Source organism: Propionispira arboris, from assembly GCF_900109225.1.
Lineage (GTDB): Bacteria > Bacillota > Negativicutes > Selenomonadales > Selenomonadaceae > Propionispira > Propionispira arboris.
In genome coordinates this window covers 1-14,541 of record NZ_FNZK01000015.1, presented here as the reverse complement: position 1 = coordinate 14,541, position 14,541 = coordinate 1, and the positions used below count along the sequence as shown (strand labels likewise).

The 14,541-nt window shown below is 39.9% G+C and carries 12 protein-coding genes; 5 read left to right on the top strand and 7 right to left on the bottom strand.

Annotated elements, in window-relative coordinates; genetic code table 11:
* Window positions 1-75 precede the first annotated feature (75 nt).
* A complete protein-coding gene (pfkB, locus tag BMY14_RS13895) occupies window positions 76-978 on the bottom strand; it encodes a 1-phosphofructokinase (RefSeq protein WP_091832990.1) in 903 nt (300 codons plus the stop codon).
* Window positions 956-1,729 carry a DeoR/GlpR family DNA-binding transcription regulator gene (locus tag BMY14_RS13890; protein WP_019555003.1) on the bottom strand — a complete coding sequence of 258 codons (774 nt, stop codon included), beginning with the start codon at window positions 1,727-1,729 and terminating at the stop codon, window positions 956-958. Before BMY14_RS13890 ends, pfkB begins: the two co-directional genes overlap by 23 nt.
* A 356-nt stretch (window positions 1,730-2,085) precedes the next feature.
* Between BMY14_RS13890 and BMY14_RS13885 the strand changes: the two genes are divergently transcribed.
* Window positions 2,086-3,000 carry a YitT family protein gene (locus BMY14_RS13885; RefSeq protein WP_245741425.1) on the top strand — a complete coding sequence of 305 codons (915 nt, stop codon included), beginning with the start codon at window positions 2,086-2,088 and terminating at the stop codon, window positions 2,998-3,000.
* Window positions 3,001-3,095: 95 nt separating this feature from the next.
* Here the strand turns inward: BMY14_RS13885 and BMY14_RS13880 are convergent, their stop codons facing one another.
* The 4 genes from BMY14_RS13880 to BMY14_RS13865 form a co-directional block, all read right to left on the bottom strand.
* Window positions 3,096-4,244, bottom strand: a complete 1,149-nt coding sequence (locus BMY14_RS13880; protein ID WP_091832987.1) for an ABC transporter substrate-binding protein — start codon at window positions 4,242-4,244, stop codon at window positions 3,096-3,098.
* 160 nt (window positions 4,245-4,404) lie between these two features.
* Complete coding sequence (locus BMY14_RS13875; protein ID WP_091832985.1) at window positions 4,405-5,508, bottom strand: iron-containing alcohol dehydrogenase family protein; 1,104 nt, start codon at window positions 5,506-5,508, stop codon at window positions 4,405-4,407.
* A gap of 52 nt (window positions 5,509-5,560) precedes the next feature.
* Window positions 5,561-6,883, bottom strand: a complete 1,323-nt coding sequence (locus tag BMY14_RS13870; protein WP_091832982.1) for an aminotransferase class III-fold pyridoxal phosphate-dependent enzyme — start codon at window positions 6,881-6,883, stop codon at window positions 5,561-5,563.
* A 193-nt stretch (window positions 6,884-7,076) separates the two neighbouring features.
* Window positions 7,077-8,237 carry a PucR family transcriptional regulator gene (locus BMY14_RS13865; protein WP_177177606.1) on the bottom strand — a complete coding sequence of 387 codons (1,161 nt, stop codon included), beginning with the start codon at window positions 8,235-8,237 and terminating at the stop codon, window positions 7,077-7,079.
* Between the two features lie 489 nt (window positions 8,238-8,726).
* Between BMY14_RS13865 and BMY14_RS13860 the strand changes: the two genes are divergently transcribed.
* Genes BMY14_RS13860 through BMY14_RS13845 form a run of 4 tightly spaced genes read left to right on the top strand, consistent with a single transcriptional unit; the run spans window position 8,727 to window position 14,177 of the window.
* Complete coding sequence (locus BMY14_RS13860) at window positions 8,727-10,199, top strand: NCS1 family nucleobase:cation symporter-1 (RefSeq protein WP_091832976.1); 1,473 nt, start codon at window positions 8,727-8,729, stop codon at window positions 10,197-10,199.
* An 11-nt stretch (window positions 10,200-10,210) separates the two neighbouring features.
* Window positions 10,211-11,602, top strand: a complete 1,392-nt coding sequence (gene hydA / locus BMY14_RS13855; RefSeq protein WP_245741424.1) for a dihydropyrimidinase — start codon at window positions 10,211-10,213, stop codon at window positions 11,600-11,602.
* A gap of 34 nt (window positions 11,603-11,636) precedes the next feature.
* Window positions 11,637-12,893, top strand: coding sequence for an NAD-dependent dihydropyrimidine dehydrogenase subunit PreA (gene preA / locus BMY14_RS13850; RefSeq protein ID WP_091832971.1), 1,257 nt, complete (start codon window positions 11,637-11,639; stop codon window positions 12,891-12,893).
* 45 nt (window positions 12,894-12,938) lie between these two features.
* Window positions 12,939-14,177: a hydantoinase/carbamoylase family amidase gene (locus tag BMY14_RS13845; protein WP_091832968.1), complete on the top strand. Its 1,239-nt coding sequence runs from the start codon at window positions 12,939-12,941 to the stop codon at window positions 14,175-14,177.
* A gap of 153 nt (window positions 14,178-14,330) precedes the next feature.
* On the opposite strand, the gene BMY14_RS13840 is transcribed toward BMY14_RS13845, so the two are convergent.
* Window positions 14,331-14,541 (bottom strand): transposase (locus BMY14_RS13840; protein ID WP_177177541.1); only part of this gene is annotated, 211 nt, incomplete at its 5' end.

The following is a 14,541-nucleotide window of genomic DNA, read 5'->3' as shown; positions in this document are numbered from 1 at the left end:
ATCAGTTCGGTTTATATGAAGGAATTATTCCCGAGTTCTGGTATAATTCCCTGGAACCCGACATTTTATAAGTCTTTAGATTGTTTGCAGCAACGCTTCAACTTCCGGTCTGGTAGCAAGATTTTCGGAGAAAGCTGATGCGGAACCGGTAGCTACTCCCATATGAAAAGCTTGCTTCAGATCATTTGACTCGAGATAACCGGTAATAAATCCGGCCACCATTGAGTCACCTGCACCAACAGAATTAATCAGAATTCCCTTTGGTGCTGCACTTTTGAAAAATTGTCCATCGGCAGTTAATAAGATTGCCCCGTCGCCTGCCATGGAAATCAGAACATTTTGGGCACCTTTTTCTTGCAGCTTTTTGGCATATTCAACGATTTCGGCATCGGTTTTTAAAACGACATTAAACATTTCACCAAGTTCATGATTGTTCGGTTTAATGAGGAATGGTTTATATTTTAGTACATTTAAGAGTAAGTTGCAGGTTGCATCAACCACGATATGGATACCTTTATCCATGAGACGACTCATGATTTTTTCATAGATGTCATCGGGGAGCGTGTTTGGAATACTGCCTGCTAAAACTAAAATATCGTCTTTTTGCAGTGCATCAAGTTGCGAAAATAATTGATTGAGAGCTGCTTGGTTAATTACGGGACCTTGTCCGTTGATTTCAGTTTCATTCTCAGCTTTAATTTTGACATTAATTCGAGAATTGCCTTCGTCTAGTTTGACGAAATTACTGTTGCAGCCAAAACTCTGCAGTTGGCGTTCGATTTCTTTACCAGTAAAACCAGCAATAAAACCAAGTGCTGTAGAATTGAAACCAAGATTTTTTAAAACGATGGATACGTTAATTCCTTTGCCGCCGCCGAGAATTTGTTCATATTTGGTGCGATTGATTTCACCGGCAGTGAAAGAATCAAGACGGATGATATAGTCTAAAGAAGGATTAAATGTTACTGTATAAATCATGATTTTCATTCACCTCGATAATATTTGTATAGTCTAGATATTTTTTGTCCGTTAAGGTTGTTGTAATAATTGTGGCACATGATATATTCGCGAATGTAATGGGCGAGATCTTATTGAATTTGGAATTGTCAGCCAATACAAAAGCTTTTTTACACCGTGATAAGGCTTCACTCTTTACCAAACCTTCACTCGAGTCAGGGGTTGAAAACCCGGATTTTGTACTGATACCGTTCACGCCGAAAAAACCTTTGGTGAAATTGTAAGACCTTAAATTATTCATTGCTTCCGTACCGATCATGGCAGCAGTGGTTTCCTTTAATTCACCACCAATGACAAAAACTTTAAAACCGCGGGTAACTAATTTTGTTGCATGTATGATACCATTCGTGACATAGGTGGCATGTGATTCGGTTAAATGTTCTATCATAAGTTCGGTTGTTGTGCCAGCATCAATATAAACAAAATCATTACGCTCAACCATCGCTGCGGCAGCTTTGGCAATTGTCGCTTTTTCGTTCATATGCATATCATGTTTGGTAGTCACATCTTCTTCACGGGTACTATAATTATTGTCGATCGAAGTTGCGCCACCATATACTTTATATAATTTGCCGCTTTGATGAAGGGCTGTTAAATCACGTCGGATTGTCGATTCTGAAGAATTCAATATCTTGGTTAATTCAAGAACCGTTACAGCTTTTTTTTCATCAAGAATTTTTAGGATGGTTGCATACCGTTCTTCAGTGAGCACATCAATCACGCCTTTCTAAGCTAAATATATCACTCAGAATAGGTCAAAGTCAATCATAAAAATAAAAAAACTTCATATAAAACGTCAAAGTCAATCATAAATAAATCCGTTCACCTAAAGGAAAATAGGACATTATTTAAGTAAATATAAGGTTAAATATGCATCTGCATTATATATTTGCTTAAAGTCAAGTAATAGACGGAAATTTAGCTTAGAATGCATAATATTCAGATTAAATCATTTTTTTAAATATGGCTTTAATTCTCTGTAATTGGCTGTGAGGCGCATCGGCATTTGCCAGAACTTAACTTATGTATGTATAATATATAGTATATAAAGAAAAGGAGAACTGATTTATGGCCGAAAATGAAATGATATTAGATCCCGAATTAGCTGCTGAACAAAAACGTAAAGCAAAGCATCGAAAAAAAGTACAGGCTTATATCAAAAAATATGTAAGCCTATTTATTGGTTCGATTATTACAGCTGTGGGACTTGAAATTTTTTTAGTTCCGAATAATATTATTGATGGTGGAGTGGTTGGTATTTCAATTATGGCTAGTGCCTTGACGGGTCAGCCATTAGGGATTTTTATTATCCTATTTAATCTACCGTTTTTATATCTTGGTTATAAGCAGATTGGCAAACGATTTGCTTTTTCAACGACATTTGCAATCCTTTCCCTATCGGCTTGGACCGCTTACTTTGGTCCAGTCGAAAAACTTACTGGCGATTTATTTCTCGCGGCAATTTTTGGTGGGATCATCACAGGCCTGGGCGTAGGTCTCATTATTCGTAATGGCGGCTCGCTGGACGGTACGGAAATTGTGGCAATTATTTTGGACAAAAAAAGTAGTTTTTCCATTGGTGAAGTAGTTATGTTCATCAATCTATTTATCTTAAGCAGTGCCAGCCTGGTATTTAGCTGGGATAAAGCCATGTATTCATTGGTTGCTTACTTTGTTATATCAAAGATGATTGATATTGTCATTAAGGGGCTCGATGAATCTTATGCTGTTATGATTGTTACGGAAAATCACGAGGAAATTACAGCAGCAATCATGGCCAGACTTGGCCGTGGGGTTACGCTTTTACATGGTGAAGGCGGCTATACGGGTGATCCGAAAAAGGTTTTATATAGTGTGGTAACTCGTTTGGAAGTCGATAAACTTAAGGAAATTGTCATGGAAAAAGATGAGGCTTCTTTTGTGACGATTAATCCGGTTCATGATATTGTCGGTGGTATGTTTAAGAAAAAGGCAATTCATTAACAAATAAGGCAAAATATAAAAAAAAAGGAAATGATCAAGGCAGTTTATTACTGCTGATCATTTCCTTTTTTTATGTTTTATTTACGATGAAAATATCATGGATTGATCGTTTCTTTGTAGACTTGTTTACCATCTTTAAATTCGATGACAACAGCTGATTTGATTGGATTATGGTTTTCATCAAGGCTGATATTACCGGTTACGAGCTGGAGTCCGGCTGTGGTCACTAATGCATCTTTGATTTTGAGTGGATCGGCGCTGTTGGCACGTTTTATAGCGTCAATTGCCATATACGCAGCATCATAACCGAGGACTGCTGGTGCATCTGGTACTTGACCATATTCCTGTTTATAAGCTTCAATAAATTTTACGATTTCTGGAGTTTTGGCATCGGTTGCATAATGGTTGGAAAAATATGTGTTATTGAGTGCATCTGGACCAGCAATGTCAACGAGTTTTGTTGAATCCCAGCCATCGCCACCGATGATCGGAATGGTAAAGCCGATTTCACGGGCTTGTTTGATGATTTTACCAACTTCTTCATAATAACCAGGGATAAACAGTACATCTGGATTACTGGCTTTGATTTTCGTTAAAGTGGCTTTGAAGTCTTGGTCTTTTTGCAAGTAAGCTTCTTTTGCTATAATTTCACCGCCATTTTTTACAAAACTTTCTTCAAAATACTGTGCTAATCCTTTCGAATAATCAGCACTATTATCAATAAAGATTGCAGCTTTTTTTACTTTTAATGTTTTTGTAGCAAATTGCCCCATTACAGTTCCTTGAAAAGGATCAATGAAACAGACACGAAAAGCAAAATCGTTTAATTTGCCATCATTGACGGTTACTTTTGGATTGGTAGAAAATGGTGTGATAAAGGGAACTTTATTGTCAGCAGCAATTTGAGCGGCGGCAATGGTGTTCGAAGAGGCTGCGGCACCCAAAATCAAAGAAACATGATCCTGAGTAATTAATTTGGTAACCGCATTGGCGGATTCGGATGGTTCAGATTTGTTATCGGCAACGGTAAATGTCACTTGTTTACCCAATACGCCGCCGGAAGAGTTTACTTCTTTGAGAGCAAGTTTGATGCCGTTGGACATGGATTGTCCATAAGATGCGGTACTTCCCGTCATTTCGAGATTACCACCGATTTTAATGTCCTTGGAGTCACCAATTCCGGCACAGCCAGAAACAAAAACAGAAAGGATTAAACCTGCAATACATAAATATTGTTTAACCATGGAAAAGCCTCCTTTTATCGTACGATTTCTATAAAAAGCAAAAGAACCCAGCACAAAGACCAATACTCCTTAGCTAGGAGTGTTGGTTTGCGCCAGGCATCATTGCGAGATTTTATATTATTTTCTACCAAATGAAAAAATAGGTCTGATCATTGTTTGGTTACGAGACAAATTTTAAACTTTTCTGGAACATTGCCGCCAAATCCTGCTCGGTTGGCGGCAGCAAGGTATTGGAAATATTTGCGGCACCCGCTGCTTTTTCACTAAAAAGTTTAACTTCTGCAGCGGTGATGGTATCGGTTTCACCTAAAAGATGATGCATTTTTGCCGCAAATTCATCAATTGTCTTCATTTGTAGTATCTGAAGGATTGATTGTATCTTCTCGTGATATGATACATCAAGGTATCGCAAATATTCAGCGAGTAGCAATCCATTGGCACGACCATGGTCAATTCCTTTAAAATACGTTAAGGAATATCCCATCGAATGAACGGCGGTTGTGCCAGTATGCGCAATGACGATCCCGCCGAGCATGGAAGCATAAAGCAGTTTTTCACGAATCTGAAGTGTGGGGTCTTTACTTATATAAGGCAGGCATTCACCTAGAAGATGTAAGCTTTTTTCGGCAAAAATATTGCTAAAGGTATTTGCTTTGACGGATAAATAGCCTTCCAGAGAATGGGATAAAGCATCAACGGCAGTATGAATGGTCACGCGTTTTGGTAGTTTTGTCGTATAGCGAGCATCGAGAAACGCTAGCTTTGGGAAAATACCGCTATGAGCTATCGAGGTTTTTGTTTCCAGATTCGCATTGCTGAGAATAGAATATTGAGTCACTTCACTACCGGTTCCCGCAGTCGTCGGAACGGCTGCAACTGGCAAAAATGGTTGGGCATAGGGCCCTGTGAATAATTGCTGGTCATCGAGTTCATTGGTGGCAAGCACGGCGATAGCTTTGGCTGCATCAAGCGGCGAACCGCCCCCAATGCCAATGATGAAATCAACTTTTTTCTCGCGGGCAATTTGCGCTGCCGTGCGTACTTGATCAATCGTCGGATTACTGGTGATTTGATCGAAGAGAATATACGAAATACCGATTGACTCAAGAGCTTCCTGAACATCCAGTAACGAACCATTTAATTTTGCTGAATATTTTCCGGTGACAATAAAAGCTTTTTTGCCGAGCGTAAGCAGTTCAGCAGCATGTTCTTTTACACATTTTTTGCCGAAAATTATTTTTGTCGGTAGAGCAAAACGAAACATAAAATACCTCCTGAAGCTTGGTGGCGAGCCCCAAGCGTAATATCAATTTTTATTAGATTGTTTTGTCGACGCTGTATAATACTTCATCTAAAATTGTCATGGCTTCTTGCAGCTGGTTTTCGGTGATGATGAGTGGTGGTGCAACCATAATCATATTTTCGTGTGAATATGTTACGAAACCTTTCCCGATTAGCTTTTTAATAATACCACCCATAATACCTTCTGGATCTTGCCCATAAGCGACCAGGGGCTCTTTGGTCTGTCTGTTTTTCACAAGTTCTAAGGCAGAGAACAGACCTATATAACGGACATCGCCAATACAAGGATGTTTCATTTTGAAAGCTTCGAGCAGTTCACCAAGGACTTTGCCGACTTTTTCGACATTTTCTAAAATATGAGCATCTTTATAATATTTGAGGGCAGCAACACCGGCTGCACAGGCTAGTGGATGGGCACTATATGTCAAACCGCAAAGTAAAGTATGGTCATCAAAATAGGCAGCAATTTTTTTGCTGACAGCCACGCCGCCGAGCTGCACATAACCACAGGTAATTCCTTTGGCAAACGAGACGATATCTGGTTTCACATCGAAGTGTTCGAAGGCAAACATTTTACCGGTACGACCAAAACCAGCCATGACTTCATCGCAGATCATCATGATGCCATAATCATCGCAAATTTTGCGGACGCCTTTGAGATAGCCTTTGGGTGGGATGATTACACCATTGGAACCTGTAATGGTTTCCATGACAATGGCAGCGATATTATCGGCGCCTTCATAGAGAACCTGTTCGCGTAGTTTCGTAATATAAAAAGCAGTGGCTGCTTCTTCGTCGGCAAAATTGATGGCTTCACGATATACATACGGGTCAAAGAATTTTATAAAGCCGGGGATTCCTGGTTCGAGTGGATAGCGGCGTGGTTCACCCGTTAAGTTGCCGGCGCCAAAGGTTGATCCGTGATAACTTCTATAACGGCTGAAAATTTTGTTTCGTCCCGTAAACATTCGCGCCATTTTGATGGCGTTTTCATTGGCATCAGCACCACCATTGGTAAAAAATACTTTGCCCATGTTGTCCGGCATTAGATCAATTACCATTTTAGCGAGAGTTGAACGTGATTCTACAGCATAGCCTGGCGCCATAAAGCAGAATTGATCGGCCTGCTTTTTGATGGCAGCAACGATCTCCTTGTTGCTGTGCCCAAGATTTAGGTTAACGAGTTGGGATGACATATCAGTGTAGCGTTTGCCGGCATAATCGAAAAAGTAGATGCCCTCACTTTTTGCCACGGCAATTGGATTTAAGTTACCCTGTTTAGACCAAGAGTGTAAATTGTATTTTAAATCTTGGTCTTTGATTTCTTGTTCTGTCATGTAAAATCGCCTCTATCTTTATAAATTTTGAAATAAAAAAGAGCAATGAAAGGCTTTAATTGAAAGCTCCATTGCTTTGCATCTTTATGTATGCATTTGTCTTGCTGGGTTGATTATAGCATCCGCAAAAATCAAATACAATCAATTGAAACCCAAAGTCTTTTGTGCTAAGACACAGTTTTATTTCAAGTGTTCATAAGATATCCTTGATTTTGTAAGCTAATAAAATTCGTAAGCGGTCTTCGACGCTGTTAATCGGACAGTTCATGATTTCTTTGATTTTTTTTAGTTTATAATTGATAGTGTTGCGATGAACAAAGGTTAGTTTGGCGACGGTCTGTACACTGCCATCGTTTTCAAGATAGCATTTTAACGTCAGTAAATAGTCGGTTTTATTGGCGGCATCATAGTCGGCCAGACTGCCAAGCGTATCATTATAAATTTCATATAGCACATTGATATCACCGCTGGAGAGCAGGATTTTGTAGATTCCGACATCTTTGTAATAAACTTTGGCGATTTTATTTTTTTGCGAAAGGCGCAGTACCGAAATTGCCTGCTTATAACTTTTGCTTAACAGTAAAAGACCGCCTTTATTTTGGCCAATTCCAATATGACAAGCATAAAGCCGATTTTTTTGCTCATAATGCTGCAAGATTTTATCAATGCAAGTTTCTAGTGTCTTATCCTCCGTGTTAGCAAAGATGATGAGCAGTTGATTATTGTGGATGGAGATACAATAATGCTCTACCAGATGGCTAATAATGATCTCACTAAAGGACTGAATTTCATTTAGTAGTTTTTCACTATGATCTTCTTTATCTGTTTGTACAGCCAGCACTACAGCACAATAATGCCAGTGAATGTTAAAACCTTGTGATTCGAGTTGAATTTGATAATAGGAACTTTTTTCCGGGAAAAAAATGGCATTTTTAAAAGCTTCGGCTACATTGAGTTCTTTTTGTTCCCGATGAATAATGCAGCGGCAAAAATAACGTGTCACATCCACAAGATGAATCTCCCATGGTATGGTAAATAAAGGAAATTCATTTTCTTTGCAATATTGAATGAGTTCAGGCGGTACTGTCTTGATATAAGGTCCCGTATTGACAATTAGACCAGCGGCATGATGGCTCACAAGACCTTTGGCAAAGGAGAGCAGCCACGTTTCACCCTGATGACCGATACCGGTTGTGAAGACGAGTTCGTTGCCGCGCAGAAAGGTAGCGGCTGTTTCATCTTCAATCATATGAACCCATTGGACACTATGATTGATACCAGATTCGCCGGCAATCAACTTCATGCGATAGATTCTTTCTGCTTTTTGATAAAGATAAGCCAATCGAATTGACATAAGCATCCGTCCTTATTTTTTCTTTCGTCAGGGAGGGCGATAAGTACAATAAAAAAAGCCAAATCTCCATAAAGAATACAAAAAATGTATCCTGGCCGCTCAAACATCGAGCGAATGGATCAATTTGGCTTTACTTCATTCATTTGTTTTTCAGTATAGCATGAATCAGCTAAATAGAAAAGGTGAAAAATCTTCTTAATTAAAATAAAAATTTTGGCTTGATTTTGCTATGGGGATAGCACAGAGTTTTTTGTGCTGTAGAACATAGACGATCGATTTTGCGAATGCTATACTGAAAATCAATTCAAGAGTACAAATGGTGAAGAATTTTAATTGAGCAATGACGCTCAAGGCTATATGCCTTGAGCGTTTTTGTATTTTTGAAGGGATAAATTCATATCGAGATCAAAAGCAATGACGCTTACTATCATATGGATATGAAGGGTTATTTTTTATTTGTAAATTTGAAAAATCAGAGGAGATGGTATTATGGCTACGGAAAAATTAATTGAACTAAAAACAGATGTATCACATAGCAGTCTTTATAACGCAGATTTAGCACCAACGACATTGGAGGAGAGAAATTGGAGCACATACAATTTTGCGGCTTTATGGGTTAGTATGGCGCATTGTATTCCAACCTATATGCTTTCAAGTGGATTAATTGCTTTAGGCATGGATTGGAAGCAGGCTATTCTTACGATTACATTAGGAAATCTGATCGTGCTGGTGCCGATGCTCTTAAATGCGCATCCAGGAACAAAATATGGAATTCCTTTCCCGGTTTTGGCTCGAGCATCGTTTGGAACATTTGGCGCTAATATTCCCGCAATTTTAAGAGCCGGCGTTGCCTGCGGCTGGTTTGGTATTAATGCTTTTATCGGCGGGACGGCAGTTAATAACTTTTTTATTGCCTTGTTTCCAGCTTGGAAAACGTTCGGCGGGGATATCAATATTGCCGGATTAAGCTTACCGGCCATGATTACGTTTATTGGTTTTTTGGTTATGAATATTTTACTTGTTTATAAAGGGATGAATTCAATTCGTAAGTTTGAAAACTGGGCAGCACCACTCGTTTTGATTATGACCTTTATTTTACTAGTTTGGATTGTCAATGAAGCACACGGTTTTGGTCCTATTTTTGCTGAAACAGGCAAACTGGATACCTGGGATAAATTTTTACCGGTTTTTGTACCATCTTTGACCGGGATGATTGGGTTTTGGGCGACTTTATCGTTGAATATTCCTGATTTTACTCGCTTTGGCAAGGGGCAAAAAGAGCAAATGCTGGGACAGGCAATTGGTTTACCGCCGACGATGACGATTTTTTCCATTATGGGTGTTGTCATATCTTCGGCAACGATTGTTGTTTATGGAAAAGCAATTTGGGACCCCGTTGATTTGTTATTGCAATTTTCGAATCCGTTAGTTTTAGCTTTTTCGTTGTTTGGTATTATTGTGGCTACATTATCGGTTAATATTGCCGCAAATCTTGTGTCACCAGCAAATGATTTTTCCAATATTGCCCCAAAACATATTTCATTTAAAACTGGCGTCTTGATTACTGGTGTATGTGCAGTGCTAATCATGCCTTGGAAACTTTTATCAGATCCTAGCATGTATATTTTCAACTGGCTCAATGTTTATTCTGGATTTCTCGGACCGATTGCTGCTATTATGATTGCGGATTACTTTATCTTGCGTAAAACGGAATTGAACCTGGAAGATCTTTATAAGGAACAAGGCGAATATTCGTATACAAAAGGTGTGAACATCATGGCAGTTTTAGCTTTACTTGTTGGTGTCGGTGCTGCCTTGATTGGTAAAGTTGTTCCATCCTTATCCTGGTTGTTTGATTATGCCTGGTTTGTTGGCTTTGGCGCATCGTTTGTTTCTTATATTGTACTTATGAAGGTTATGCCGGAACCTGTTGCAGTAGAAGAAACGGTAACTGAAAAATAAGGGAGATTGTTATGATGGAAGAATTTGATCTTATCGTAAAGGGTGGGACGATTGTTACTGCTAGTGATATATATATAGCTGATATAGCTATTTTAAATGGAAAAATTTGTTTAATGGGAAAAGATCTTACTTGTTCAGCCAAAAAAATCGTTGATGCAGATGGCAAATATGTTTTGCCGGGTGGCATAGATGTCCATACACATCTTGATATGCCTTTTGGCGGGACCGTTTCGAGTGATGATTTTGCGACGGGCACGATTGCGGCGGCTTGCGGCGGCACCACGACTGTCGTGGACTTTGCCATTCAGCCGAAAGATGCGACTTTAGCGGAAACAACCGAGATTTGGCAAAAAAAAGCGGCCGGGAAAGCGGCCGTTGATTATGGCTTTCATATTGCCATTACGGATATGAAAGATGAAATCATGGCAGAAATTCCAGCTATTATTGAAGCGGGGTATTCTTCCTTCAAGTTATTTATGACGTATGAGGGGTATCGTGTTACCGATGATACCCTCATGAAGGCGTTAAAGATTACCAAGGATCATGGTGGTCTGGTTTGTGTTCATGCTGAAAATTATTATGTGATTGATTATTTGGTGAAAAAATTTAAAGCGGAAAATAAAATCGAACCGATTTATCATGCTTTGAGTCGTCCGAATTTAGCTGAATCTGAAGCTGTGAATCGGGCAATTGCGATGGCTGAATTGGTAGATGCACCGCTTTATATTGTTCATTTGAGTTGTAAAGAATCGCTGGCAGAGCTTAAACGAGCTCGTGACGCGGGGTTTCCGATTATGGCAGAAACTTGTCCGCAATATTTGTTTTTAGATGAGGATAATTACCGCGAAGCAGACTTTAATGGAGCAAAATATGTCATGTCACCACCGCTTCGTAAAAAAGACAGCCAGGAACCTTTATGGCTGGGGCTTGCTAAAGGCGACATCCAAGCGGTGGCAACCGATCATTGTCCGTTCTTTATGGAAGGACAAAAAGAAATGGGTCGCGAATTTTTTGCTAAAATTCCGAACGGAGCACCGGGCATTGAAACACGTATGCCGCTTTTATTTGGCAGGGGTGTCCGTGATCAGAAATTGACACTGACAAAGTTAGTAGAGGTTACCGCGACAAATCCAGCTAAAATATTTGGTATGTATCCCAAAAAAGGCACGATAGCTGTTGATAGTGATGCCGATCTGGTGATTTTTGATCCAGAAAAACTGCAAACCATAACAAAATCAATTTTACATGAACATGTCGATTATACGCCTTATGAAGGTTTTGAGCTAAAAGGCTATCCAATTATGACGATTGCTGCTGGTAAAATTATTGCTGAAGCTGGCAGCTTTGTTGGGAAAGCTGGTGCTGGTAAATTTATTAAACGGTCAGCACCAATGATTCTTTAAGGAATTGTCCGGGTGCATTGAGGAGAGAGCTTTTATGAATATAAATGAAATAAAATCAACAGATGATGTGGATATAAGTGTCGACATTGGTAAACTGCATTTTGAAAATCCTTTTATTTTAGCCTCGGCGCCGCCGACATCCGACGGGAACTTTATTCGCAAAGCGTTTCAAATGGGCTGGGGCGGAGCTGTCATCAAGACCATCAAACCAGATGATATGAAAATCAGTGATGTGAGTCCGCGGTTTAGTGTTCTAAAAGATAAAAAGGGACATAACATCGGTTTCGAGAATTTTGAACTGGTCAGTAAACAAGACTGTAGCTATTGGAGTGAAGAAATCCGCGCCATAAAAAAAGAATATCCTAATAAGATTTTGATTGCCAGTATTATGGCAGATTTATCGGCAGCCTCGTGGAAAAATCTTGCCTATAAAATGGAACGTGCTGGTGCGGATGCGTTGGAGTTAAACTTTTCATGTCCGCATGGTATGCCGGAACAAGGGGTTGGGGCGGCAATTGGTCAGAGTGCGGAAATTGCCGCGATGATTACCAAATGGGTTAAAGAAGCGGTAGAGCTACCGGTTATTGTAAAATTGACACCAAATGTTACGGATATTACGGCCATTGCTAAAAACGTTGCGGCAGCGGGGGCAGATTCCATTGCGGCCATCAATACTGTGCAGTGCCTGATGGGGGTTGATTTAGATACATTGTCGCCTATGCCGACCGTACAGGGGCAATCAACCTATGGTGGTTATTCCGGTTATGCTGTAAAACCAATCGGGTTAAAATGTGTAGCGCAAATTTCAAGTGCGGTGGATGTCCCCGTTTATGGTATTGGTGGTATTGGTACGTGGCAGGATGCCATAGAGTATATCGCCGTAGGCGCAAGTGTCGTGCAGATTTGTACGGCAGCGATGTTGGAAGGTTTTCAAATTATCAAGCCGATGCTGGTAGGGTTGAAAGTCTATATGCAGGAGAAAAAAATCGAGAAATTAAGTAATATCTGTGGGATTGCCGCTAAAAAAATGACATCACATACCAATTTGAGTCGTGAGTATACGGCTAAAGCAAAATTGACGACCTCGGCAGAATGTATTTTTTGTCAGAAATGTCTGATTGCCTGCAATGAATCGGGGTATGGGGCAATTGAGGCAGTCAATCATAAAATCCAAATTGATGTGGATAAATGTGATGGTTGTTCTTTGTGCAGTTTAGTTTGTCCGAAACAGATTATTGTTATGAAAACTTCCTATTATAAACCTACGGAAGATTTACGTAATATTGTTTAAGCAACGCTATTTTTATAATGAATGGTAAAACTAGGAGGAAACGAAATGGAATATGACTTAAAAGCAGGGGCTAAACGGGTAGTGGCAAATTTAAGAGAACTGGCAGCAATGACTTCCGATGAAAATGGCGCGCAGCGAATTGCCTGGACACCAACTTGGCAAAAAGCCAGAGATTGGTTTGCTGAAAAAATGATCGCTGAAGGGGCAACAATCAGCATTGATAAAGCTGGTAACAGCTGGGCAAAAATTGAAGGTGAATCGGAAGCGGCAATCTTGATTGGCAGCCATTTGGATTGCGTACCAAACGGTGGCTGGCTCGATGGTGCTTTGGGCGTCGTTGCTGGAATGGAAGTTATTCATCGGTATGGTAAAAAGGGTGTGAAACCAAAAAAAACACTCTATCTTGTAAACTGGGCCGATGAGGAAGGTGGACGCTTTGGTCGCAGCCTAATAGGCTCTTCAGCTGTATCAGGAACGATGGATATAAAAGATATTATTGACCTCAAGGATAACGATGGTGTTCCTTTGGTTGATGCGTTAAAAGCCTATGATGTGGATCTTGATCATATTATGGAAGTTCATGCGGAATTTGCCGATAAAAATATTACCGGCTATCTGGAACTTCATATTGAGCAAGGACCAGTTCTGGAGCAGACAAAAAAATCCGTTGCTTGTGTTTATGGTATTACCGGTTGTGAACGTCATTATCTTAAATTTAAAGGGCAGGCGGCTCATGCTGGTTCTTTCCCAACTTTAATGCGTCAGGATGCTTTTTTAGCAGCGGCTCAGGCAAGTTTGAGTTTTCGTGAAATCGCTTTAAAATATGATGGGGTCTGCACCGTCGGAAAAGCCAGTGTAACGCCAGATGTTGTTACAATTGTGCCGGAAACTTGTACGATTTCGCTCGATCAGCGCTCCATAGACCCTGAAAAATTAAAAGCGATGTTTGCCGAAGCACATACCGCAGCACAAGCCGCGGCTAAAACACATAATGTAACCGTGACGTGGGAAAAAATATGGAATATTGAGCCAACTATTTTTGATCCACAGCTGACTAAACTTTGTAAAGAAGCAGTCCAAGAGGAAACGGGAGAAGATACCACGATGTATTCTGGTCCGCTCCATGATGCAGCTGAAATGGCTAAAATAGTACCGTCCATTATGATGTTTGCTATGTCAGCAAAAGGTCTGTCCCATTGTAAGCAAGAAGATACACCAGATGCCGATCTTGAAATTACGGCCAGTGCATTTTTACGTTTGGCAGACAAGGCTTTAAAAGCATAAGGCATAAAAATCCCACAAAAAAAGGGGATGTGACAAAATGAGAAATCATTTTGTCCACATCCTCTTTTTCTATGCATATTGAGTAAACAAGCGGGCAATTACCTTAAAAAGGGTACACAACCCCTTTCCCCATAAAAACTGTTTTTCTACAGTTTATGCGGCTTTCTTCAAACGTAGTCTTTTATTGTGGTATTTATAAAGATTATGCCCGATAGAAACCAGGAAAATCTCTAAACGTACTTGTTCCATGCCTTTTCGAACGATTCTTTTGTACCAGCGGTTATTTTTCATGATGCCAAAAGTACCTTCGGATTGAATGGAGCGATTCATACGAAGAAGCGCTCCTTGAATACTTTCCAGGTTA

Excerpts from the sequence above, each read along its gene's own strand:
- pfkB (WP_091832990.1), bottom strand. The coding sequence starts at position 978 with ATGATTTATACAGTAACATTTAATCCTTCTTTAGACTATATCATCCGT.
- BMY14_RS13860 (WP_091832976.1), top strand. The coding sequence starts at position 8,727 with ATGGCTACGGAAAAATTAATTGAACTAAAAACAGATGTATCACATAGC.
- BMY14_RS13865 (WP_177177606.1), bottom strand. The coding sequence starts at position 8,237 with ATGTCAATTCGATTGGCTTATCTTTATCAAAAAGCAGAAAGAATCTAT.
- BMY14_RS13870 (WP_091832982.1), bottom strand. The coding sequence starts at position 6,883 with ATGACAGAACAAGAAATCAAAGACCAAGATTTAAAATACAATTTACAC.
- BMY14_RS13875 (WP_091832985.1), bottom strand. The coding sequence starts at position 5,508 with ATGTTTCGTTTTGCTCTACCGACAAAAATAATTTTCGGCAAAAAATGT.
- BMY14_RS13880 (WP_091832987.1), bottom strand. The coding sequence starts at position 4,244 with ATGGTTAAACAATATTTATGTATTGCAGGTTTAATCCTTTCTGTTTTT.
- BMY14_RS13845 (WP_091832968.1), top strand. The coding sequence starts at position 12,939 with ATGGAATATGACTTAAAAGCAGGGGCTAAACGGGTAGTGGCAAATTTA.
- hydA (WP_245741424.1), top strand. The coding sequence starts at position 10,211 with ATGATGGAAGAATTTGATCTTATCGTAAAGGGTGGGACGATTGTTACT.
- preA (WP_091832971.1), top strand. The coding sequence starts at position 11,637 with ATGAATATAAATGAAATAAAATCAACAGATGATGTGGATATAAGTGTC.
- BMY14_RS13885 (WP_245741425.1), top strand. The coding sequence starts at position 2,086 with ATGGCCGAAAATGAAATGATATTAGATCCCGAATTAGCTGCTGAACAA.